This is a genomic window from Actinoalloteichus fjordicus (genome assembly GCF_001941625.1).
Lineage (GTDB): Bacteria > Actinomycetota > Actinomycetes > Mycobacteriales > Pseudonocardiaceae > Actinoalloteichus_A > Actinoalloteichus_A fjordicus.
Window position 1 is genome coordinate 4,020,147 of the sequence record NZ_CP016076.1, and the last position, 26,955, is coordinate 4,047,101.

2 protein-coding genes are annotated in these 26,955 nt (G+C 72.3%); both read right to left on the reverse strand.

Annotated features, from left to right (window positions below):
* Positions 1-14: 14 nt before the first annotated feature.
* Positions 15-10,091 carry a type I polyketide synthase gene (locus tag UA74_RS17355; RefSeq protein WP_075764913.1) on the reverse strand — a complete coding sequence of 3,359 codons (10,077 nt, stop codon included), beginning with the start codon at positions 10,089-10,091 and terminating at the stop codon, positions 15-17.
* Positions 10,092-10,117: 26 nt separating this feature from the next.
* Positions 10,118-26,593 (reverse strand): type I polyketide synthase, encoded by a 16,476-nt coding sequence (locus tag UA74_RS33685; protein WP_232237300.1) that lies wholly within the window; start codon positions 26,591-26,593, stop codon positions 10,118-10,120.
* Positions 26,594-26,955 lie beyond the last annotated feature (362 nt).

Consider the following 26,955-nt stretch of genomic DNA (forward strand, 5'->3'; position numbering starts at 1 on the left):
GCCGTTGGTGTCCGTCATGCTTCACCGCCGAACTGAGCCATCCGCAGCAGTTCCTCCGTGTCCAGCTCGTCAATCGAGCCGAGCGTCTCGGCGGCCTGGTCCTCGCCGTCGGCGAGTTTCCGCAAGACGTCGAGCAGGCCTGCCTGTCGCAGTCGTGCCGCCGGAATGGCGGACAGGATGTTCTTGATCTCGACCTCCTCCGGGTCGAGCGACGGCCCGGCCCCGTCGGGCAGCAGCAGGTCCCGTAAGTGCTCGGCCAGCGCGGCGGGGGTCGGATGGTCGAAGACGAGCGTCGCGGGAAGCCGCAGCCGCGTCTCCCGATTCATCCTGTTGCGCAGCTCCACGGCGGTGAGCGAGTCGAAGCCCAGTTCCTTGAACGCCTTGTCCACCGCGATCACGTCGGCGGACCGGTGTCCGAGGACGGCCGCGGTGGTGGTCCGCACCAGGGTGATCAGCTCCTGCGCCTGTGTCTCCGGCGACAGGCCTGCGAGCCGCTCCGCGATCGGTACGCCGTTCGCCGGGCCTCGCCCGGCGGCCGCCCGGCGGCGAGCGGCGGGCACGAGGTCGCGCAACAGCTGCGGGACCGGTTCCGACACGGTGCGCAGATCGAGTTGCGCCGTCACGAGGGTCGGGTGGTCGGTGCCGACCGCCGCGTCCAGCAGCGCGAGGCCGTCCTCGACGGACATCGGGACGACGCCGCCGCGAGCCAGCCGTGACAGGTCGGCGCCGTCCAGGCCGCTCGTCAACTCGCTCGGCTGCGCCCAGTGCCCCCAGGCGAGGCACTGAGCAGGGAGTCCGCGCGCCCTGCGGTGCTGGGCCAGAGCGTCCAGGAACGTGTTCGCCGAGGCGTAGTTCCCCTGCCCCGCCGCCCCGAACACCCCGGACGCCGAGGAGAACGACACGAAGGCGGTCACCTCGCCCACCAGTTCATGCAGGTGCCAGGCCGCATCGACCTTGGGGGCGAACACGGTGCGCACCCGCTCGGGGGTGAGGGACGAGATGACGCCGTCGTCGAGGACCCCGGCGGCGTGGACCACGGAGGTCACCGGATGTTCGGCCAGCAGGGCTGCGACCTGTGCACGATCCGAGACGTCACACGCCACCACGACCGGGTCCGCGCCCAGTCCGATCAGCTCGTCACACAGCGCCGCCGCGCCCGGCGCGGCCTGCCCGCGACGACTGGTCAACACCAGCCGCCGTACCCCGTGCACCCCGGCGAGATGCCGAGCCACCGCCGCCCCGAGCATGCCCGTCCCGCCGGTGATCAGCGTGGTTCCCGAGGCGTCCCACGGTCCCCGCTCGCCGGGTTCCGGTGCTTTGGACTCCGCCGTACCTGCGACGGCCTGCGGCGTGGACGCGGCGACGAGCCGGGCGGTCAGCACCCGCCCGGCCCGCACACTCACCTGCGACTCGTCGGTGGCGAGGACGGCGGGCAGCAGTGCAGGCGGTTCGGCGTCCTCGTCCAAGTCGACGAGCACGATCCGGTCCGGGTGCTCGGTCTGCGCCGAGCGCACCAGCCCCCAGACGGCGGCGCCCGCCAGATCCTCGCCCGCCTCGACGGCGCCTCGCGTCACCACGACGAGCCGAGTCGCCGCCCATCGCTCGGCGGCCGACCACTCCTGGAGGACGGCGAGCACCCGCAGCACCGCCTCCCGCGCGGAGGCGGGAGTCTGGTTCTCGTCCGCGAGCCGGTTCGGCAGGCAGGACAACACGATCGTGTCGGGTGCCGCCTCGTCCGGGGCAGCGGCCAGTGCGGCGAGGTCGGCGTGTGCGGTGACGCCCGCGACGGCGGCGAGCGGCTTGGCCTCGGCGCCGCCGAGGACCCCCCACCGTCCGCAGCGGGCGTCGACGTCGACCGTGACGGGTCGCCAGTCGAGCCGGAAGAGTCCCTCGCGCCGCTCCGCCCCGGTCAGCAGTTCGGTGCGGACGGCCCGTAGCCGCAGCGAGTCCACGACCGCGACGGGTGCCCCGGTCGGGTCGGCGATGTCGATCGACATCTCGTTCTCGTCGGTCGCCCGCAGTCGCACGCGCAGGGCCGAGGCGCCAGCCGCGTACAGGGACACGCCGCTCCAGGTGAACGGCAGCTGGACCTCGGCGTCCGTTCGGGGGCGCAGTCCTGCGACGTGCAGTGCCGCATCGAGCAATGCCGGGTGCAGGCCGAACCGGCCCGCGCTGCCGTCCTCACCGGTCGGCAGTTCGACCTCGGCGAAGAGTTCGTCGCCTTGTCGCCAGGCCCGCCGCAGCCCTCGGAACGTCGCGCCGTACTCGTAGCCCCTTTCGGCCAGGCCTGCGTAGAAGTCGGACACGTCGACCGGCTCCGCAGCGGCGGGCGGCCACTGAAGGAGGCCCGACACCGCGCGGGTGCCGATCGGCCGCAGGTGTCCCGTCGCGTGGCACGTCCAGGCGAGGCCTCCCGCACCGCGCGAGTGCACGGCGACCGGTCGGACCCCGGCCTCGTCGGGCTCGCTCACCGAGACCTGGAGCTGCACGCCGCCCCGCTCGGGCACGATCAGCGGCGCGTGCAGCGTGAGTTCGTCGACGGTCCCGGTGCCGACCTCGTCGCCCGCGCGGATCGCGAGTTCGACGAAGGCGGTGCCCGGCAGCAGCACGGTGCCCGCGACGGCGTGCTCGGCCAGCCACGGATGCGTCTCGATCGACACCTGTCCGGTGAGCAGGACGCCGTCGGAGTCGGCGAGCGGCACCACGGCGCTCAGCAGCGGGTGATGGGCGGTGTCCACTCCGGCCGAGGCCACGTCGAGCGACCCGTCCAACGCCGCCAGCCAGTAGCGTTCGCGTTGGAAGGGGTAGGTGGGCAGCTCGACTCGTCGGCCGCCTGCCAGGAACGGGGTGACGTCGACGTCGACGCCGTGGGAGAACAGTTCGCCCGCCGAGGCGAGGAAGCGGTCCATGCCGCCGTCGTCCCGACGCAGGGTGCCGATCGCCAGGGCGTCGCCGTCCCGTTCGTCGATGACCTCCTGAATGCCGTAGGTCGTCACCGGATGCGCACTGGACTCCACGAACACACCGAAACCATCGACCAGCAACGATTCCACCGCACGATCGAACCGCACCGTCTCCCGCAGATTCGTGAACCAGTACTGCGCATCCAACGACGCCGTGTCGACCACCGATCCCGTCACCGACGAATAAAACGGGATCTCCGACGACCGAGGCTCGACATCCGCCAGGCTCTCGACCAGCTCGTCCCGCAGCGCATCCATCAACACCGAATGCGAGGCGTAATCCACCGGAACCCACCGCGCCCGAACACCCCGCGACTCACAATCGGCCACCACTCGCTCAAGACCCGAGACCGAACCCGACACCACCACCGACGACGGACCGTTCACCGCCGCCAACGACACACCGTCAGGAAGCAGCTCCGTCACCTCGGACGCAGGCAACGCCACCGACACCATTCCCCCGCCACCACCAAGACCAGCGATCAAACGGCTCCGCTGAACCACCACCCGCACACCATCACGCAGACTCAACCCACCCGACACCACCGCCGCCGCAATCTCACCCTGCGAATGACCCACCACCGCCGACGGAACCACACCCACCGAACACCACAACTCCGCCAACGACACCATCACCGCAAACAACACCGGCTGAACAACATCAACCCGCCCCAACGCCTGCTCATCACCCAGAACGTCAAACAACGACCACCCGACGAACTCCGACAACGCCGCCGCACACTCGCCCATCCGACCCGCGAAAACAGGAGACGACCCCAACAAACCCGCCGCCATCCCCACCCACTGCGAACCCTGACCCGGAAACACGAGCGCCACGCCGCCCGAGGCCCGCCGCCCCGAATCCACCGCACCGGCGGCGACCGCCGACAGGCCCGGCAGGAGATCGGCCACCCCGGAACCGACGACCAGTGCTCGATGCTCGAACAGCGACCGCGAGGCCAGCGACCGGCCCACGTCCACCGGGGACAGCTCGGGCCGATCCCGCAGGAAGTCCGACAGCCGGGCGGCCTGCGCGCGCAACGCGGCGTCCGATCGCGCCGACAGCACCCACGGGACGACCGCGGCGGACCCGGCGGACGTCGACTCGTCGGGCTCGGCCCCGGCGACGCCGTCGGCAGGCGATGCCAGAGCGGGCGCCTCCTCCAGGATTACGTGCGCATTCGTCCCGCTCACCCCGAAGGACGACACGCCGCCCCGACGCGGCCTGCCCGTGGCAGGCCACTCCACCGACTCGGTCACCAGCTCGACCGCACCCGCCGACCAGTCGACGTGCGGGGTCGGCTCGTCGACGTGCAACGTCTTGGGCACCACCCCATGGCGCATCGCCAGCACCATCTTGATCACGCTCGCCACCCCGCCGGGGGCCTGGGTGTGTCCGAGGTTCGACTTCACCGAGCCGAGCAGCAGGGGCTGTGAACGGTGCTGCCCGTAGGTGGCCAGCAGGGCGGAGGCCTCGATCGGATCGCCGAGGCGGGTGCCCGTGCCGTGCGCCTCCACCACGTCGACGTCCGATGTGGACAGTCCCGCGTCGGCCAGGGCCCGGCGGATGACCCGCTGTTGAGCGGGGCCGCTCGGTGCGGACAGCCCGTTGGACGCGCCGTCCTGGTTGAGGGCGGAGCCGCGCACCACGGCCAGCACGGTGTGCCCGCGACGCCGGGCGTCGGACAGCCGTTCCAACAGCACCAGCGCGGTGCCCTCGGACCAGACCGTGCCGTCGGCGTCGGCGGCGAAGGACTTGCAGCGGCCGTCGGGAGCGAGTCCGCCCTGCTTGGAGAACTCGACGAACGCCCGAGGCGTGAACATCGCCGTCACGCCGCCCGTGACCGCGAGGGAGCAGTCGCCGTCGCGGAGCGCACGGATCGCGTTGTGCATCGCCACGAGCGAGGAGGAACAGGCGGTGTCCACGGTGATCGCGGGGCCCTCCAGCCCGAAGGCATAGGCCACGCGTCCCGAGACGACGCTGCCCGCGTTGCCGATCAGCAGATGACCGGAGACCTCCTCGGGGATGTCGCGGAGGCCGACCGTGTAGTCCTGACCGTTGTTGCCGATGAACACGCCGGTGTCCGAGCCGCGCATCGCCGCCGGGTCGATGCCCGCCCGTTCGAACAGTTCCCACGAGGTCTCCAGCAGCTGACGCTGCTGCGGGTCCATGCCCGTCGCCTCGCGCGGCGAGATCCCGAAGAACGCGGCGTCGAAGTGCGCCGCATCGCGCAGGAACCCGCCCCGGCGGGCGACCGTCGTGCCGAGGCGGTCGGGGTCCGGGTCGTGTAGACGCGCGAGGTCCCAGCCTCGATCGGTCGGGAACTCCGACATCACGTCGGCCTCGTCGAGCAGCAGCCGCCACAAATCGTCCGGGGAGTCGACGTCACCGGGGAACCGGCACGTCATGCCGACGATCACGACGGGGTCGTCGGCCACGAAGGTCCCCGAGGGTCCGGCCGCCTGAATCGTCCCGGCAGGGTCCGCCTCCTCGGCGCCGAACAGCATCGCCAGGACGTGATCGGCCAGCGCCGTGGCGTTCGGATGGTCGAACACCACCGTCGTCGGCAGCGGCAGGCCGGTGGCCGAGGTCAGCTGATTGCGCAGCTCGACCGCCGTGAGCGAGTCGAATCCGAGCTCCTTGAACGCCCGCGACGGTGCGACCGCATCGGCGGAGCGGTGGCCGAGGACGGCGGCCGTCTGCGCGAGGACGAGATCCCGCACCGCAGCGCGCCGTTCGGCGGCTCCCATCCCGGTCAGCGTCGCCGCCAGCCCGGCGGGCACGGAGTCGTCGGCAGGCTCGGTCGTGTGCAGTTCCGGCAGATCCGCCAGCAGCGGGCTGGGCCGCGCGATGGTGAACTGGGGCGCGAACCGCGCCCAGTCGACGTCGGCGACGGTCACCGTCGTCTCGTCGCCGTCGAGTGCCGTGTGCAGGGCCGACACGGCGAGGTCCGGCCGAAGCGGCCGGAAACCCCACCTGCTGAGAAGTTCGCCTGCCTCGCCCTCGGCCATGCCTGCGCCGCCCCAGAAGCCCCAGGCGACGGAGGTCGCCAGGCGTCCCTCGGCATGCCTGCGCTCGGCGAGCGCGTCGAGGAAGGCATTCGCCGCCGCGTAGGCACCCTGATTGCTGCCGCCCCAGACCCCGGCGCCGGAGGAGAACAACACGAAGGCCGAGAGCTGCTGCCCGAGGGTGAGTTCGTCGAGGTTCAGTGCGCCGGTCACCTTGGCGCGCAGGAGGTCCGCGAGGTGGGCGGGGGTGATGTCCTCGATCGACCCCGTGTCGCCGATGCCCGCCGTGTGGAAGACCGCCGACACGGGCTGCTCCGTGAGCAGGGCCGCCAGCGCCTCGCGGTCGGCGACGTCGCAGGCGGCGATCGTGACCCGGCCGCCGAGCCCCTCGAGTTCGGCGCGGAGTTCCGCCGCTCCAGGGGCCTGCTCGCCCCGTCGGCTGGTCAACAGGACGTGATCCGCCCCGATGGTGACCAGCCAGCGCGCCACGTGGGCGCCGACCCCGCCGGTGCCGCCGGTGACCAGCACGGTGCCCTCGGGCCGCCAGACCCGGCGAGTCGCGGGGCGCCGTGCATGGCGGAGCCTGCGCGCGAACACCCCGGACCGGCGCACCGCGAGCTGATCCTCGCCGTCGGTGCGGGTGAGCGACTGGACGAACCGCGCCGCGACCCGGTCGTCCACCTGCTCTGGAAGGTCGATCAATCCGCCCCAGCGCCGGGGATGCTCGAGTGCCACGACGCGACCGAGTCCCCACGCGGCGGCCTGCACCGGGGAGGGCGGCGGGCCGTCGACGGCAGCGACGGCGCCCGTGGTGACCCACCACATGACGGCGTCGGAGGCCAGGTCTCCCATGGCCTGGACGAGCGCGACGGAGGCGGTGAGGCCGCAGGACACGCCGGGCAGCACGGGGTGCGGCCGTTCGTCCTGGGCCAGAAAGGACACCACGCCTGCGAGGTCCACCCGCCCACCGGCCACGGCGTGCAGCTGTTCCGCCAACGACGCCCGGTCCGAGGCGGCGGCGTCGACGCGGACCACCGTCACCTCGGCGCCGCGCCGCGCCAACGCCTCGGCAGCGGGCTCGCCCTGCGGCCCGGTGAGGAGCACCCAGCTGCCGGTGAGCACGTCCTGACCGGGGGGCACGTCCGAGCCGGTGGCGGCCAGCGGTACCCAATCGATGTCGTAGCGCCACTCCCGGGCGGCGCGGCCCTCGCGATCACGCCTGCGCCAGGTCGCGAGGGCGGGCAGGACGGCGGCGAGCTGGCCCTCGGCGACGTCGAGCGACGTCGACAGCGCGGGAAGGTCGCCGTTCTCCACTGCCGCCCAGAACTCGGAGTCGAACTCCCCGCCTGCCTGCTCCGGCGCGGCGGCGTCGAGCCAGAATCGTTCGCGCCCGAAGGCGTAGGTCGGCAGGTCCACCGGTCGCGCGTCACCGTCGACGGTCCAGTCGACGGCCACCCCGCGTACATACGCCTCGGCCAGCGAGGTGAGGAATCGCCGCCGGCCGCCGTCGTCACGCCGCAGGGTGCCGACGGTCAGCACGGGAGTCTCGGTGTCCTGCGCGGTCTCCTGGACACCGGCGATGAGCACGGGGTGGGAGCTGGCCTCGATGAACGTCTCGTGTCCCGTGGCGAACAGCTCGCCGAGCGCCCCGACGAAGTCGATCGGCATCCGAGCGTTCCGGTACCAGTACTCGGGCGTCAGCTCGGCGGTGTCCAGCAGTCCGCCCGTCACCGTCGAGAAGAACGGGACGGCGCTGGAGCGCGGGGTGATCCCGTCGAGCAGCTCGAGCAGCGTGTCGTGCAGCGGGTCCACCTGTGCGCAGTGCGAGGCCACGGTGGCGGGCACGACGCGGGCCCGCACGCCCTCGGCGACCAGCTCCGCCACCAGCTCGTCAAGCGCGTCGACCGCGCCTGCGACGGCCGAGGACCGGGGTCCGTTCATGCCGGAGAGCGCCAGGCGTCCGTCCCACCGCTCCAGCCGCAGCCGCAGGTCGGCCGAGGGCATCGCCACCGAGGCCACCGCGCCGTTGCCGACGAGCCGCTCGGCGAACAGCCTGCTGCGCAGCACCACGACCCGCATCGCGTCGTCCAGGGACAGCGCGCCCGCCACGTACGCGGCGGCGATCTCGCCCTGGCTGTGACCGACCACCGCCGCAGGCTGCACGCCGTGCGCCCGCCACATCTCGGCGAGCGAGACCATCACCGAGAACAGCGCGGGCTGCACGACCTCGATCCGCTCGTAGCCGGGTGCGCCGGGCGCACCCCGCAGCACGTCGGTGAGCGACCAGTCCACCAAGGGTGCGAGGGCCCGTTCGCATTCCGCGACCGCGGCGCGGAAGACCGGTGCGGAGTCGAGCAGCTCGACGCCCATGCCCGACCACTGCGCGCCCTGGCCGGGGAAGATGAAGACCGTTCTGCCCTCGATGTCGGCCACGCCCGTGACCACACCCGGCGCGGGCCTGCCCTGCCGGAGTGCGTCGAGTCCCTCGACGAGCTCCGCGCGGTCGCGGCCGATCGCCACCGCCCGGTGCTCGAACCTCGACCGCGTCGTCAGCAGCGAATACGCGACGTCCGAGGTCCGCAGTTCGGGCCGTGCGGTGACGTGGGCCAGCAGCCTGCCGCTCTGGGCGCGCAGCACGGCCGCCGACTTCGCGGAGATCAGCCAGGGAGTCGCTCCGCCGGAGAACGACGTCGCGGGAGGCTGGGGGGCTTCCGTAGCAGGCAGGGCCGGTTCAGCGTCGGCGGCCGGTGCCTCCTCCAGGATCACGTGGGCGTTGGTGCCCGAGATTCCGAAGGACGACACGCCTGCCCGCCGTACCCCCGTCGACTCCCAATCGACGGCAGCAGACGCCACCTCCACGGCACCCGCCGACCAGTCGACCTGCGGAGTCGGCACGTCGACGTGCAGGGTCTGTGGCACGATCCCGTGTCGCATGCCGAGCACCATCTTGATCACCCCGGCGACGCCTGCGGCGGCCTGGGTGTGCCCGAGGTTCGACTTCACCGAGCCCAGCAGCAACGGCCGCGAGCGGTCCTGGCCGTAGGTCGCGATGACCGCCTGTGCCTCGATCGGGTCACCGAGCCGCGTGCCGGTGCCGTGCGCCTCCACCACGTCGACGTCGGCAGGAGACAACCCGGCCGAGGCAAGGGCCTGCCGGATCACCCGCTGCTGCGCGGGACCATTCGGCGCGGTCAGGCCGTTGGAGGCGCCGTCCTGATTGATCGCGGAACCTCGCACCACCGCCAGTACCGAATGCCCCAGCCGCCGTGCGTCGGACAGCCGCTCCACCAGGACGAGACCCACGCCCTCGGAGAAGCCCGCCCCGTCGGAGCGGGCGGCGAAGGGCTTGCAGCGGCCGTCCGGGGCAAGCCCGCCCTGCCGCGAGAACTCGGCGAAGACGTCCGGGGTGAACATCACCGAGACGCCGCCCGCGAGCGCCGTCGAGCACTCGCCCGCCCGCACGGCCTGCACTGCCAGATGTAGCGCGACCAGCGAGGAGGAGCACGCCGTGTCCACGGTGACGGCAGGACCTTCCAGGCCCAGTGTGTAGGCGATCCGCCCGGACGCCACGCTGCCCGCGTTGCCGTTGCCGACGTACCCTTCCAGGTCCTCGGGCAGTCCGGGCAGGCGTGCCGCGTAGTCGTGGTGCATCAGACCCACGAACACCCCGGTCGCACTGCCACGCAGAGACTCCGCGTCGATGCCCGCGCGCTCGATGACCTCCCAGGAGGTCTCCAGCAGCAGGCGCTGCTGCGGGTCCATCGCCAGCGCCTCGCGCGGCGAGATCCCGAAGAACTCAGCGTCGAACTCGGCCGCGTCGTGCAGGAAGCCGCCCTCGCGGGCGTGGATGGTGCCGGACCGGTCGGATCCGGGGTCGTAGCGGCTCTCGACGTCCCAGCCTCGGTCGGTGGGGAAGCCCGAGATCACGTCGCCGCCCGTCGAGAGCACCTGCCACAGGTCCTCGGGAGACTCGATGCCACCGGGGAATCGACACGCCATGCCGACGATCGCGATCGGCTCCTTGGCCGTCTCCTCCAGCCGGTACAGGCGGTCGCTCGTGTCGTGCAGCTCGGCCGTCACCCGCTTGAGATACTCGCGCAGTTTCGCTTCGTTCGACATCTAGAGGAAACCCCCAAGGCGTGTGATCAGGATCGGCCGAGCCTGTTGTCGATCAGGGTGAAGATCTCGTCGTCGGACGCCGAGTCGAGCTGGTCGGCGAAGGAGCCGTGTGCCGCATCGCCGGTCCACCTGGTGAGAAGGGCCTTCAGCCGGTCGGTGACCGCCGACCGCGTCTCGTCGTCGAGATCGCCGGTCAGGCCTGCTTCCAGCCGGTCGAGGTCGGCCAGCACGGGGGATGCGGGAGACTCGGGGACGGCGGCGCCGAACAGCTCCACGTCCAGGAGTCCGACGATCGCCTGCGGGGTCGGGTAGTCGAACACCAGCGTCGCGGGCAGGCGCAGGCCGGTCTCGCGGTGGAGTCGGTTGCGCAGCTCCACGGCCATGAGCGAGTCGAAGCCCAGCTCCTTGAACGCCCGCGTGGGCCGGACCTCGCCGACGGTCGCGTGTCCGAGCACCTCGGCGCCTGCCGATCGGACGAGGGTCAACAGGGCTGCCGCACGGTCCGGCGGATCGAGACGCACCAGGCGGTCGACCAAGGTCGCCTCGCCTGCTGCGGGTGCGGCGGCGGTGCGGCGCGTGGTCCGCTGCAGTGCTCGGCACACGGCGGGCAGCGTGGCCCGGAGGTCGAGTCGCACCGGCAGCACCACGGGTCGTGGTCCCGCCACGGCGGTGTCGAACAAGGCCAGTCCCTCGTCGGTCGACAGCGGCACCACGCCGCGCCGCGTCATCCTCGATCGGTCTGCGGCGCCGAGTCGGGCGGTCATCTCGCTGGTCGACTCCCACCAGCCCCAGGCGAGCGAGTGCGCAGGCAGGCCGTGCGCCCTGCGGTGCTCGGCGAGCGCATCCAGGAAGGTGTTGGCCGCCGCGTAGTTGGACTGTCCTGCTGTCCCGAACACGCCGGACGCCGAAGAGAACATCACGAAGGCCGACAGGTCGCCTGCGAGTTCGTGCAGGTGCCAGGCCGCGTCGACCTTCGGGCGGAACACCGTGTCCACCCGCTCCGGCGTCAGCGCGGAGACCACCCCGTCGTCGAGGGCGCCTGCGCTGTGCACCACCGTGGTGATCGGGTGCGCAGCGAGCAGCGCGGCCACGGCGGCACGGTCGGACAGGTCGCAGGCCACCACGGCGACCTCGGCGTCCCACCCGGTCAGCTCCTCGCGCAGCGCGACGGCACCGGGGGCGTCCAGTCCACGACGACTGGCCAGCACCAGGTTGCGGACCCCGTGCCGCCGCACCAGATGTCGGGCCACGGCGGCACCCAGCGTGCCGGTCCCGCCGGTGATCAGGACGACGCCTGCCGGGTCCCAGGAGGGCGCCGCCGACTCGGTGGTCCTGCTGCGCGCCAGCTGCGGTATGAACAGCTGCCCGGCTCGGACGGCGATCTGCTGCTCGCCGCAGGCCGCCGCCGCCGACAGCTCCGCGTCACCGGTGTGCTCCTCGGCGTCCAGCAGTATCAGTCGGTCCGGGTTCTCGGACTGCGCGGACCGCACCAGACCCCAGACGGCCGCCGACGCCGGATCCGGCACGTCGCCGTCGACCGCACGCACCGCGCCTCTCGTGACCACCGCCAGGCGGGTGTCGGCGAAGCGCTGGTCGGCGAGCCAGGCGCGGACGACGTCCAACACGGCGCCGACGACCCGGCGGGCCCGCGTGGGCGCGTCCTGGCTGCCTGCGCAGGCGGCGTCCAGCAGCACGACGGCCGGCGTGGAGCCGTCCGCCGCCTGCGAGTCCAGGTCCAGGTCTCGGCCGATCCAGGCTACCGAGGTGCCGCCGACCGTCGCGAGTGCCTGCGGTCCGGTCCAGTCGAGGTGGTAGAGCGAGTCCGTCGAGGCGACGGCGAGCTGGTCGGGTGTCACCGGGCGCAGGGCGAGCGAGTCCACCGAGACCACGGGAGCGCCGGTCTGGTCGGCGGCGTCGAGGGAGACCACGCCCTCGCCCCGCATCGTCAGCCGGACACGCAGCACGCGCGCGCCTGCGGCATGTATCGAGACGCCGGACCAGCTGAACGGGAGCCGGACCTCCTCGGTCTGCGCGACCGCTCCGGCCGGATGCAGCGCGGCGTCGAGCAGCGCGGGATGCAGGCCGAAGGCGGTCGCCCCGGTCGTCGCCTCGGCGGGCAGCATGACCTCGGCGTAGATCTCCTCCTCGGTCCGCCACATCGCCCGCAGACCCTGGAACATCGGCCCGTACTGGTAACCCTGGTCGTACAGTCGTTCGTACACGCCGGCCAGCGGCACGACCGTCGCCGCAGGCGGCCACGCCGTCAGGCCGAGGTCGCGGCTCGGCTGGTCGACCCCGAGCTGCCCGAACGCATGACACGTCCATGCGTCGTTCTCGGCATCGGCGCGCCGCGAGTACACACTCACCGGCCGCAGCCCGGACTCGTCCGGCGCTCCGACCAGTACCTGCACGGCGACCCCGCCGTGGGGCGGGAGGATGACCGGGGCCGCCAGCGTCAGCTCCGCGACGCGACTGCAGCCGACCTGGTCGCCTGCGTGGACGGCGAGTTCGACGAAGGCGGTGCCCGGCAGCAGCACGGTGCCGGCGACGGCGTGCTCGGCCAGCCACGGATGCGTCTCGATCGACACCTGTCCGGTGAGCACGACGCCGTCGGAGTCGGCCATCGAGACCGAGGCGCCCACCAGCGGATGGCCCGCGTCCTGTTGCCCGATCGAGGCCAGATCACCGGCGAAGCCCTTGGGCGTCTGGAGCCAATAGCGTTCACGTTGGAATGCGTAGGTCGGCAGGTCGACCTGGCGACCGCCTGCCAGCAGGGGCGTGACGTCGACGTCGACACCGTGGGTGAACAGTTCGCCCGCCGAGGCGAGGAAGCGGTCCATGCCGCCGTCGTCCCGACGCAGGGTACCGATCGCCAGGGCGTCGCCGTCCCGTTCGTCGATGACCTCCTGAATGCCATAGGTCGTCACCGGATGCGCACTGGACTCCACGAACACACCGAAACCACCGACCAGCAACGATTCCACCGCACGATCGAACCGCACCGTCTCCCGCAGATTCCGAAACCAATACCCCGCATCCAACGACGCCGTGTCCGACGGCGCACCCGTCACCGACGAATAAAACGGGATCTCCGACGACCGAGGCTCGACATCCGCCAGGCTCTCGACCAGCTCGTCCCGCAGCGCATCCATCAACACCGAATGCGAGGCGTAATCCACCGGAACCCACCGCGCCCGAACACCCCGCGACTCACAATCGGCCACCACTCGCTCAAGACCCGAGACCGAACCCGACACCACCACCGACGACGGACCGTTCACCGCCGCCAACGACACACCGTCAGGAAGCAGCTCCGTCACCTCGGACGCAGGCAACGCCACCGACACCATTCCCCCGCCACCACCAAGACCAGCGATCAAACGGCTCCGCTGAACCACCACCCGCACACCATCACGCAGACTCAACCCACCCGACACCACCGCCGCCGCAATCTCACCCTGCGAATGACCCACCACCGCCGACGGAACCACACCCACCGAACACCACAACTCCGCCAACGACACCATCACCGCAAACAACACCGGCTGAACAACATCAACCCGCCCCAACGCCTGCTCATCACCCAGAACGTCAAACAACGACCACCCGACGAACTCCGACAACGCCGCCGCACACTCGCCCATCCGACCCGCGAAAACAGGAGACGACCCCAACAAACCCGCCGCCATCCCCACCCACTGCGAACCCTGACCCGGAAACACCAACACCACACCACCGGCAACACGACCACCGGGAACCACCGCACCGGAGGCGACCGCCGACAGGCCCGCCATGAACTCGTCGGTGCGAGACCCCGAGATCAGCACCCGGCGATCGAACCGCGCTCGCGCCGTGGCCAGGGACATTCCGACATCCGCTGGACGCACCGCCGGCCGCGCCCGTAGGAAGTCCACCAACCGGTCTGCCTGCGCACGCAGCGCGGCGTCCGACTTGCCCGAGAGAATCCAGGGAACGATCGAGTGGTCCGGGGCCGCCGCTGCGGACGCCACGGGGTCCGCCGGGGGCTCGGGCGGCGCCTCCACGATCACGTGCGCGTTCGTCCCGCTGACGCCGAAGGAGGACACTCCCGCCCGACGCGGCCGGTCGGCGACGGGCCACGGCTGCGCCTCGGTGACCAGCTCCACCGCACCGGCCGACCAGTCCACGTGCGGCGTCGGCTCGTCGACGTGCAAGGTCTTGGGCACCACCCCGTGGCGCATCGCCAACACCATCTTCATGACGCCCGCGATGCCCGCCGCCGCCTGGGTGTGCCCGAGGTTCGACTTCACCGAACCGAGCAGCAGCGGCCGGGCACGGTCCTGCCCGTACGTCGCGATCAACGCCTGCGCCTCGATCGGATCACCCAGCCGAGTACCCGTGCCGTGCGCCTCCACCACATCCACGTCGGCGGCGGACACCCCGGCCGAGGCAAGGGCCTGCCGGATCACCCGTTGCTGCGCAGGGCCGTTCGGCGCGGTGAGGCCGTTCGACGCACCATCCTGATTCACCGCAGAACCCCGCACCACCGCCAACACCGAATGCCCGTTGCGCCGCGCATCCGACAACCGCTCCACCAACACCAGACCGACACCCTCGGACCAGCCCGTGCCGTCCGCCGCCCCGGCGAAGGACTTGCAGCGGCCGTCGGCGGACAGCCCGCGCTGCCGGGAGAACTCCACGAAGACGCCGGGCGTCGCGAGTGCGGTGACGCCGCCTGCGAGGGCGAGGTCGCACTCGCCGGAGCGCAGGGCCTGCGCCGCCAGGTGCAGCGCGACCAACGAGGACGAACAGGCGGTGTCGACGGTGACCGCAGGGCCCTCCAGGCCCAGGGCATAAGCCACGCGACCGGAGGCGACGCTGCCCGCGTTGCCGTTGCCCGCGTATCCCTCGACGTCCTCCGGCACTCTGGGCAGCCGAGCCGCGTAGTCGTGGTACATCAGGCCCGCGTAGACGCTGGTCCGGCTTCCCCGCATCGACACCGGGTCGATGCCCGCCCGCTCGAAGACCTCCCAGGAGGTCTCCAGCAGGAGTCGCTGCTGCGGGTCCATCGCCAGCGCCTCGCGCGGCGAGATCTCGAAGAATCCCGCGTCGAAGTCGGCGACGTCGCGCAGGAAGCCGCCAGCGCGGGTGTAGCTCTTGCCGGGCACGCCGGGTTCCGGGTCGTAGAGCTCGTGGAGGTTCCAGCCTCGATCGGTCGGGAAGTCGGAGACGACCTCGCCGCCGTCGGCGAGGAGCCGCCACAGGCTGTCCGGGTCGTTCACACCACCAGGGAAACGGCAGGCCATACCGACGATGACGATCGGGTCGTCCGAGACCGAGCCCGTCGTGCCGGGCTCCACGGCGAGGGGCTCCGCCGTCGCGACGGTCTGGCCGAACAGCCGCTGATGCAGGAAGTCGGCGAGCGCGCCGGGCGTCGGGTAGTCGAACACCATCGTCGCGGGCAGGCGCAGGCCGGTCTCGACGTTGAGGCGGTTGCGGAGTTCGACGGCCGTCAGCGAGTCGAAACCGAGCAGCTGGAACGTCTGGGCGGTGTCGACGGCCTCGGGGGAGGAGTGGCCGAGCACTCTGGCCGCCTGGGCGCGCACCAGGTCCCCGAGCAGGGACTTCTGTCGGGGGTCGTCCAGGTCTGCGATGCGTTCCCGCAGGGTGCCTGCGGCTGCCACTGCCCGCCTGCGGGCGGGCACGAGGTCGGCGAACAGGCGCGGCACCTCGCCCTGGAACGCCGTCAGGTCGAGCCGCAGCGGCACCACCGAGGCCTCGTCGACGCCGAGTGCCGCGTCGAACCGGGCCAGCCCGTCCTCGGTGGACATCGGGACGACCCCGGCCCTGCCGAGCCGCGTCACGTCCGCGCCGTCCAGTGCCCCGGTCAGCTCGCTCGCCTGCGACCACAGGCCCCACGCCAGCGACTGCGCGGGCAGTCCCCGTGCTCGGCGATGGTGGGCCAACGCGTCCAGGAAGGCGTTCGCCGCCGCGTAGTTGCCCTGCCCGGCGTTCCCGATGAGCCCGGCCGCCGACGAGAAGGACACGAAGGCGGACAGTTCGCCCGCGAGCTCGTGGAGATGCCAGGCGGCGTCCGCCTTCGGGGCGAACACCGTGTCGAGGCGCTCCGGTGTCAACGACGTCACGACTCCGTCGTCGAGCACCCCCGCCGTGTGCACCACGGCGTCGACCGGGTGCTCCGCCAACAGCCCGGCGACCTGCTCGCGATCGGCCACGTCACAGGCCACGACGACGACGGCCGCGCCGAGCCCGACGAGCTCGTCCCGCAGCTCCACGGCATCCGGCGCCGTCAGGCCCCGCCGACTGGTGAGGACCAGGTCTCGGACACCGTGTCTCGTCACGAGGTGTCGGGCGACGGCGGCGCCCAGCGTCCCGGTGCCGCCGGTGATCAAGGTCGTGCCGGAGGCGTCCCAGGCGGGTTCGGCCACGGCGGACATTCGCCGCAGCCGCGCGGCGAACACCCGATCACCACGCACCGCCAACTGCGGTTCGTCGAGCGCGGCCAACAGTTCGAGGTCGACGGTGCCGTCGGTGTCCACCAGCACGATCCGGCCGGGATGCTCGGACTGTGCCGACCGCACGAGCCCCCACACGGCCGCGCCCGCGAGATCGGGCGACTCCTCCGGAGTGACCGCGACGGCGCCTCGGGTCAGCACGACGAGTCGCTCTTCCGGCTCTCTCGCCAGCCAGGACTGCAGCTCGGTCAGCACACGGCCGACGGCGGTGCGCGGGGTGCTCTCCCGCTCCTGGTGATCGAGCACCGAGACGGCCGTCCGCCTGCCTGCGGCCTCCGTCGGGACCCACTCCACCCGGAACAGCGAGTCGCGGTTCGAAGAGCCGGCCCGGACCCGCGTCGCGGGACGCACGACCAGCGACTCGGCCGACAGCACGGGTGCACCGGACGCATCGGCTGCCTGGATCGACATCGTGTCGGCCGCCAGCCGTCGCACGCGCACCCTCAGCTCCGTGGCGCCCGCCGCGTAGGACCGCACGTCGGACCAGACGAACGGCAGGAGCGGTTCCTGCGGCCCGCTTCCGTCGAGCGCGAAGCTGTGCAGTGCCGCGTCCAGCAACGCGGGGTGCACGCCGAACCATTGCGCCGCAGCGCCCTCCTCCTCGGCGAGCGCCACCTCGACGAAGATCTCGTCGGCGCGTCGCCACGCCCGCCGCAGTCCTTGGAAGGCCGGGCCGTAGAGCATGCCGATCTGGGCGAACCTGCCGTAGACGTGATCGACGTCGACGGTCTCGGCTCCGGTCGGCGGCCACTGGGTCAGGTCGAAGTCGGCCTGCGGCAGGGTGGGCAACAGCAGACCGGTCGCGTGGCGGGTCCAGTGGACGGCGTCGTCGTCGGTACCGCGCGCATGGACGCCGACCTGACGAGCGCCGTCGTCTGCCTGCGGACCGACGACGACCTGAATACGCACCGCGCCGGACTCGGGGACCACCAGCGGCGTCTGGAGGGTCAGCTCATGCAGCCGCGTGCAGCCGACGGCCGCACCGGCCTTCGTCGCCAGCTCCACGAGACCCGTGCCGGGGAAGATCACGGCCCCGTCGACGACGTGATCGGCCAGCCACGGCTGTTCGGTGACCGAGATCCGGCCGGTGCAGACGACCTCGTCCGAGCCCGCGACCGGGACCGTCGCACCGAGCAGCGGGTGATCGGCGGCGTCGAGGCCGACGGAGGCGACGTCGCCCGCCGAGGCGGGCGTCGCCAGCCAGAAGCGGTCGCGTTGGAAGGCGTAGGCGGGCAGGTCGACCCGTCGGCCACCGGTCAGCAGGGGCGTGACGTCGACATCGACGCCGTGGGCGAACAGCTCGCCCGCCGAGGCGAGGAAGCGGTCCATGCCGCCGTCGGCACGGCGCAGGGTGCCGACCACCAGCGCGTCGGCGGCATCCCGATCGCCGTCGCGTTCGTCGACGACCTCCTGAATGCCGTAGGTCAGCACCGGATGCGCACTGGACTCCACGAACACGCCGAGACCGTCGGTCAGCAACGCCGCCACGGCGCGGTCGAACCGCACCGTCTCGCGCAGGTTCCGGAACCAGTACCGCGCGTCCAAGGACGCGGTGTCGACCACCGTGCCCGTCACCGACGAGTAGAACGGCACGGCTGAGGAGCGCGGCTCGATCTCCGAGAGGAGTTCGAGCAGCTGATCGCGGATCTCCTCGATCAGCACCGAGTGCGAGGCGTAGTCCACCGGGATCCAGCGGGCCCGGACGCCCCGTGACTCGCACTCGGCCACCACCCGGGTCAGACCCGCCCGCGCACCCGAGACCACCACCGAGGACGGACCGTTCACCGCCGCCACGGTGACGCTTCCGGAGAGCAGGTCGGCCACCTCGGGCAGCGGCAGTGCCACCGACACCATGCCTCCGCCGCCGCCGAGGGCCGCGATCAGCCGACTCCGCCGGGCCACCACTCGCGCCGCGTCCCGCAGACTCAGGCCGCCCGCGACGCACGCGGCGGCGATCTCGCCCTGCGAATGACCCACCACGGCCGAGGGGACGACGCCCACCGAGCGCCACAACTCCGCCAAAGAGACCATCACCGCGAACAACACCGGCTGCACGATGTCGACCCGCGACAACGCCGCCTCGTCACTCAGCACGTCGAACAGCGACCACTCGACGAACTCCGACAGCGCCGCCGCACACTCACCCATCCGCTCGGCGAACACCGACGAGGACGCCAGCAGCTCCACGGCCAGGCCGACCCACTGCGAGCCCTGACCGGGGAACACCAGCACCACCCCACCGGCGGCGCGCCGCCCCGCAGTCAGCCGACCGGCGGCCACCTCGTCGAGGCTCGCCAGCAGGTCCGCCCGATTCGCACCGGCGAGCAACACGCGCCGGTCGAACAGCGACCGCGATGCCAGTGCCGCTCCCACGTCCGTCGGCGGGAGATCGGGTCGATCCCGGAGGAACTCCGCCAGGCGAGCCGCCTGGCCGCGCAGGGCCGCGTCCGACTTCCCGGAGAGCACCCATGGGACGACCGGGGACGTCGCGGGCTCGGCTGTGAACTCGATGGCAGCAGGCGGCGGCTCGGGCTGGTCCGCCGCCGGTTCCGGCGCGGGGGCCGCCTCCAGGATCACGTGCGCGTTCGTGCCGCTGACGCCGAAGGACGACACCCCGGCGCGGCGGGGTCGGCCCGTGTCCGGCCACGGGACGGACTCGGCGGCCAGCTCCACCGCGCCCACCGACCAGTCCACCTGCGGCGTGGGCTCGTCGACGTGCAACGTCTCGGGCACCACCCCGTGCTGCATCGCCAACACCATCTTCAGCACACCGGCGATCCCCGCCGCCGCCTGCGTATGCCCGAGATTCGACTTCACCGAGCCCAACAACAACGGCCGAGACCGACCCTGTCCGTAGGTGGTCAGCAGGGCATGGGCCTCGATGGGGTCGCCAAGCCGGGTACCGGTGCCGTGCGCCTCCACCACGTCCACGTCCCCGGTGGACAGACCCGCCGAGGCCAACGCCTGCCGAATCACCCGCTGCTGCGACGGACCATTCGGCGCCGTCAACCCATTCGACGCACCATCCTGATTCACCGCCGAACCCCGCACCACCGCCAACACCGAATGACCGAGACGACGCGCATCCGACAACCGCTCCACCAACACCAGACCCACACCCTCAGACCACCCCGTCCCATCCGCCGAGGCCGAGAACGACCTGCACCGACCATCGGCGGAAAGCCCGCGCTGCCGCGAGAACTCCACGAACACCCCGGGGCGCGACATCACGGTGACCCCGCCCGCGACGGCCGCCGTGCACTCGCCGCTGCGCAGGGCCTGCACGGCCAGATGCAGCGCGACCAGGGACGACGAGCACGCCGTGTCCACGGTGACCGCCGGGCCCTCCAGCCCGAACGTGTAGGCGATGCGGCCGGACACGACGCTGGCGGCGTTGCCGGTCAGGACCTGGCCCTCGACGTCGCGGGGGATGTCGCCGAGGTCGGTGACGTAGTCCTGTCCGTTGGTGCCGACGAACACTCCGATCCGCTCGCCGCGCACGGCTGCCGGACGGATGCCCGCGTGTTCGAAGAGCTCCCAGGCGGTCTCCAACAGCAGCCGCTGCTGCGGATCCATCGCCAGCGCCTCGCGCGGGGAGATCCCGAAGAAGGCGGCGTCGAACTCGGCGGCGTCGGGCAGGAAGCCGCCCGCGCGTGTGTAGCTCGTTCCCGAACGGGCGGCGGTCGGGTCGTAGAGGGCGTCGAGGTCCCAGCCCCGGTCGGACGGGAATCCGCCGATCGCGTCCTCGCCGTGGGACAACAGTCGCCACAGGTCCTCGGGTGAGCGCACGCCACCCGGGAACCGGCAGGCCGTGCCGACGATCACGATCGGGTCGTCCGCCACGGCGGCCGTGACCGGCGCGACGGGGGCGTCCTCGCGGCGGCCGCCGGTCGTCTCCTGGGAGAGGTACGCCGCGAGTGCGGCGGGCGTCGGGTGGTCGAACACCACTGCGGCGGACAGGAGCACGCCCGTCGCGGCGCTCATCCGGTTGCGCAGCGCGACGGCGGTCAACGAGTCGAAGCCCAGGTCCTTGAACACCCGATGCGCGTCGATGTCGGCACCGGATCGGTGGCCCAGCACGGCGGCACTCTCGGTGCGCACCAGCTCCAGCAGGACGCGGCCGCGTTCGGCATCATCGAGGGCCGCCAGCTCGGTCGAGGGGCTGCGGTCGTCGGTCCGCGCGCCGACCTCGGGCAGGTCCGCCAGCAGCGGACTCCATCGCGCCGCCGTGAACTGCGGGGCGAACCTCGCCCAGTCGACGTCGGCGACGGTCACCCCCGTCTCGCCACGGTCGAGGGAGAGCTGTAGGGCCGCCAGGGCGGTCGGCACCGGCAGCGCGCGCAGGCCGTCCTCGGCCAGTCGAGTGCCGACGGGGCCCGCCGCCATGCCCTCACCCGCCCACGGCCCCCAGGAGATCGCCGTCGCGGGCAGGCCTTCGGCGCGGCGGCGCTCGGCGAGCGCGTCGAGGAAGGCGTTCGCCGCCGCGTAGTTGCCCTGCCCTGCCGTGCCGAGCACCCCGGTCACCGAGGAGAACAGCACGAAGGCCGACAGCTCACGGTCCCGCGTCAGCTCGTCGAGGTGGGTCGCGCCCCAGGCCTTCGGGGCCAGCGTCCGATCCAGCTGCTCGGGGGTGAGGGAGGCGAGCACGCCGTCCTCGAGCACACCTGCCGTGTGGAACACCGCGTCGACCGGGTGGGCGGCCAGCAGCGCGGCGACGGCGGCGCGGTCGGCGACGTCGCAGGCCACCACGTCGACGTCGGCGCCCAGCGCCCGCAGCTCGGCGGCGAGGTCGGCGGCGCCCGGTGCGTCGGCGCCCCGGCGGCTGGTCAGGATGAGACGGTCGGCTCCCCCGCTCGCGAGCAGGCGCGCCACCGCACCGCCCAGCGCCCCGGTGCCACCGGTGACCAGGACGGTGCCCGAGGGCCGCCAGCCGCCGCTTGCGCCGGAGCGGGCCCTGGCCAGCCGTCGGACGAAGGTCCCCGACTGCCGGACCGCCACCTGGTCCTCCCCTGCGGGATCGGCCAGCACGGCGGTGAACCGGGTCAGCGTCGCCGCGTCCGGGCGGGCGGGCAGGTCGATCAGCCCGGCCCACAGGCGGGGCGATTCGAGCGCGGCCACCCTGCCCAGTCCCCACACCGCCGCCTGCCACGGGTCCACGGGTCCGTCGGAGCCTGCGGCGGCCACGCCGTTGCGCGTCACGCACCACAAGGGGATGGTGCGGTCGCCGAGGGTCTGGATCATCGAGAGCGTGGCGTGCAGTCCGACGGTGCTCACCACTCCCGCACAGTCGGCGGGTAGGCCCTCGGCCAGTGCGGTCGGGGTGAGCCGGACGACCGCCGCCCCGGCGGCCGACAGCGCCGCGGCGAGGTCGTCGGCGGCGTCCTCGGAGATCAGCGCCCAGTCGCCGGACAGCCAGGCCGCCGCCGACGGTGTCGTCGGTCGCCACACCACCTCGTGGCGAAGGCCGTCCACCAGGGAGCGACGCTGCCTGCGTTCCCACCAGGAGGACAGCCACGGCAGCAGCTCGGCCAGCGGCGCCCGTTCGTCGGCGCCGAGGTCGAGCGAGCGGGCGAGGGCGTCGAGGTCGCCTCGGCCGACGGCGGCCCAGAACTCGACGTCGGCCCCGGAACCGCTGGTGATCCGGGGCTCCAGCCAGAAACGCGTGCGGTCGAAGACGTACGTCGGCAGCGTGATCCGGCTGCCCGCCGTCCCCAGCGTGTCCCGCTCGATCGGGACGCCGAGGGTGAAGAGCCGCGCGGCCGCCGTCCGCAGGGCGAGCGACTCGGGTCGGTCCGTCAGCAGCGACGGCACGGCGACCGCCGATCCGCGCAGTGACTCCGCCGCCATCGCCGACAACACCCCGCCCGGCCCCAGCTCCAGCAGCGCCGAGACGCCTGCGTCCTCCAGCCCGCGCACGCCGTCGGCGAACCTGACCGGCTCGCGCACATGACGCACCCAGTACTCCCCGTCGCGGAGCTCCTCGGCATCCGCCGGGCCGCCCGTGACGTTGGACAGCACGACGAGACGGGGCGCGTGAAACTCCAGACCCCGCACGACCTCGGCGAACTCCGCCAGCATCGGGTCCATGAGCGGCGAGTGGAAGGCGTGGCTCACGCGCAGCCGCCGAGACTTCTCGAAGTGGGTGGCCAGGGCGGCCACCTCGTCCTCGACGCCGGAGACCACCACCGAATGCGGGCCGTTGATCGCGGCGATCGACACGCCCGACGTCAGCAGCGGCCGGACCTCCTCCTCGCTCGCCCGCACCGACGCCATCGCGCCGCCCGCAGGCAGCGCCTGCATCAGTGATCCACGGGCGGCCACCAGGGTGCAGGCGTCCGCGAGGGTCAGCACGCCTGCGACATGTGCCGCGACGATCTCCCCGATCGAATGGCCGCCGACGACATCGGGGCGCACGCCCCACGACTCGACCAGGCGGAAGAGCGCGACCTCGACGGCGAACAGCGCCGCCTGCGTCCAGCCGGTCTGTGCGAGCAGCTCGTGGTCCTCGGCGAAGACGACCTCGCGCAGCGGCCGGTCCAGCTTCGGATCCAGCTCGGCGCAGACCTCGTCGAACGCGGCGGCGAAGGCCGGGTGGCTCGCGTAGAGCTCAGAGCCCATGCCTGCCCGCTGAGCGCCCTGACCGGTGAAGAGCACGGCCAGCCGCCCGGACACGGCGGCGGAGCCGGTGACCGCGAACGTCGAGGATCGTGCGGCGGCGACCGCCGCCAGGCCGTCGATCAGCTCGGCACGGTCCCGGCCGATCACGACCGCGCGGTAATCGAACGCGGATCGCGTCGTCACCAGCGAGTGCGCCACGTCGGCGGGATCGACGTCCGGCCGTCGGACGAACTCCAGCAGCCGCTCGGCCTGTGCGCGCAGCGCGGACTCCGACTTCGCGGTGAGGACCCAGGACGTCACCTCGGCCCGGCCCGAGGCCGCTGTCTCGGACTCGTCCGGCACGACGGCGGAATCAGGAGACGCCGCGTCGGCGGCGGGCCGCCCGCCGAGACGGTCGCCGGGGTCCGAGGACACCGGAACCGGTGAGCGGCCCGGCACGGACGGCGGTTCCTCCAGGATCACGTGTGCGTTCGTGCCAGAGATCCCGAACGACGAGACACCCGCCCGGCGCACGCCCGCCGACGCCCACTCGACGGCCTCGGGCACCAGCGACACCGCGCCCGCCGACCAGTCCACCTGCGGACTGGGCTCGTCGAGATGCAGCGTCGCGGGCACAATCCCGTGCCGCATCGCCAACACCATCTTCAGCACCCCGGCGATCCCCGCCGCCGCCTGCGTATGCCCGAGATTCGACTTGACCGAACCCAGCAGCACCGGCCGCGAACGACCCTGCCCGTAGGTCGCGATGACTGCCTGCGCCTCGATGGGGTCGCCGAGCCGGGTACCGGTGCCATGCGCCTCCACCACGTCGACATCCGCCGCGGACAGACCCGCCGAGGCCAACGCCTGCCGGATCACCCGCTGCTGCGACGGACCATTCGGCGCCGTCAACCCATTCGACGCACCATCCTGATTCACCGCCGAACCCCGCACCACCGCCAACACCGAATGACCGAGACGACGGGCATCCGACAACCGCTCCACCAACACCAGACCCACACCCTCGGCGAGGCCGAATCCGTCTGCGGTGCTGGAGAAGGGCTTGCACCGGCCGTCCGGTGCGAGCCCTCCATGGCGGGAGAACTCGACGAACATGCCCAGGTTCGGTAGGACGGTCACCCCGCCCGCCAGCGCCGAGGTGCACTCCCCGGCCCGTACGGCCTGCGCCGCCAGGTGCAGCGCGACCAGGGAGGACGAGCACGCCGTGTCCACGGTCACCGCAGGGCCTTCCAGGCCCAGCGTGTAGGCGATCCGCCCGGAGAGGACGCTGCCGGTGTTACCGGTCAGGACGTGACCCTCGTGCCCGGACGCGGCGTCCAGGCGGGGCCCGTAGTCCATCGTCATCGCGCCGACGAAGACCCCGGTCCTGCTGCCCCGCAATGACAGCGGGTCGATGCCCGTACGTTCCAGCACCTCCCAGGACGTCTCGAGCAGCAGTCGCTGCTGCGGGTCCATCGCCAATGCCTCCCGAGGCGAGATCCCGAAGAACTCCGCGTCGAAGAGGTCCGCGTCGGGCAGGAAGCCCGCCTCGCTCTGGTAGTACTGACCGGGCTTGTCGATCACCGGCGAATAGGCGCCGGTCACGTCCCAGCCCCGGTCGGCAGGGAAACCGGACACCACGTCGACGCCCTCGGCGACGACCCGCCACAGCTCCTCCGGCGAGGCGACGCCGCCGGGGTAACGGCAGGCCAGGCCGACGATGACCACCGGGTCCTCGGCAGCGGCCGGAACCGGGACGACGGCATCGACCTCGGCGGCGCCGAAGAGCTCGGCGTGCAGGAATTCGGCGAGCCGAGCGGGGGTCGGGTAGTCGAAGGCGAGGGTGTGCGGCAGCCGCAGCCCGGTTGCGGCGCCCACCCGGTTGCGGATCTCCACGGCGGTGACCGAGTCGAAACCGAGGTCGCGAAAGGGCCGTCGGGGATCGACGAGACGACCGTCCGTCCGGCCCAGCGTCACCGCCACCTCGTGACACACCAGTTCCTGCAGCGCCGCCAGCTGCTCGACGGCGGACCGGGGCGCCAGCGCCTCGGCGAGCGGCACGAACTCGGCGACCGGACCGTCCTCGTCCGCCGCAGGCAGGTCCAAGGCCGCACCGTGGCCCGCGAACACCACCGAGGCGTCGAACTCGACGCCGTCGACGTGCAGTTCGGCGAGCGAGTGCGTCACGCGCGCGAGATCGGCCTGATCGCGGCGCAGCGCCCCGCGCACCGACGCCGCAGCCCCGGCGTCCTCGACGGTTTCCAGCATCGCCGCAGTCAGCACCGGATGCGGGCTCATCTCCAGCAACACGTGGTGGCCGTCGGCGAGCACCGCCCTGGTCACGTCGTCGAACCGCACGGTGTTGCGGAGATTGCGGCACCAGTAGTCGGCATCGAGCAGCTCACCGTCGGGCAGCCGAGATCCGTGCAGCGCCGAGTAGAAGGGCAGCTGCGGCGCCACCGGCCGCAGCGGGGCCAGCTCCCGGCGCAGGCGGGGCATGATCAGGTCGATGTGGGCGGAGTGCGCCGCGAGTCCGACGGCGACCTTGCGCGCGGTCCTGCCGTCGGCGTGCAGGGCGGTCACGAGCTCGTCGGCGGCGTCGGCGTCCCCCGAGACGATCACTGCGGCGGGTCCGTTCACCGCGGCGACGCCGAGCGCGTCGCCCCAGGGCCGTAGGAACTCCGTCACCTCCGCTCGGGTCGCGCGGACCGACACCATCTCGCCTCGGCCCGCCAGCGTCACCTGCGCCTGGCTCCACCGGGCCGCGACTCGGGCCGCGTCGTCGAGGCCCAGCGCACCGGACAACTCGGCCGCGAGGACCTCGCCCAGACTGTGCCCCGCGACGGCCGAGGGCTCCACGCCGTGTGCGCGCCACACCGAGGCCTGAGCCAGGCCGACCGCGAACAGCGCGGGCTGCGCGATGTCGGCGCGGTCCAACAACAGCTCCGGCGACGCCCCGCGCAGCAGATCGAGCAGGGACCAGTCCAGGAACGGCTCCAGTGCCTGCGCGCAGTCGTCGATCCGGGCGCGGAACACGGCGGAGGTCTCCAGCAGTGCGCGGGCCATGCCCGGCCACTGCGAGCCCTGTCCCGAGAAGACGAAGGCCACGGAGTCCCCGACGTGGGGTCCCTCCACCAGACCGGCGGCGCTGTGTCCTGCAGCCAGCCCGCGCAGACCGGTCAGGAAGTCGGTGCGCTCGCCTGCGACGAGTGCGGCCCGCCACCCGCCTGCGGGACGACGCTGGGCGAGGGTCCAGCCGACGTCGACCGGGTGCCAGTCCGGCGTCGAGTCCAGGTGGGCGAGCAGTCGGCCTGCCTGGCCGCGTACCGACTGCACGCCGCCGCCGGACAAGATCCACGGCAGCCGATCCACCCCGGAACTACGCACCATTGTGTACCGCGCTCCTTCTCCCCGCACCGGTCACCGCGAACAAAGAGTGAGACCATTCGACTGCGGACAGCACGAACGGCAATGGTCGCGCTCAGTCACGCCAGAGTTGCATGGAAGAACCGGGCCGAGTAACCCCTGTCCGAAACCCCTAGGCGTCTCACCAGCGCTTTCCTGGCGGGCCCTCCACCTCGTGAGAACGGGATGAATTCCACGCGCAGTCGCCTCGGTGCGAGGTCGCCCGACCTGCGAGATCCGCGATGACGACTGCGAAGTCGGACTGCAAACGAGGGAGGAAGGTCCAGTCCGAAGAGGACAGCTGCCCCGCCCGGCGCCGCGCGGCGGCCCTGCCACAGACGATCACC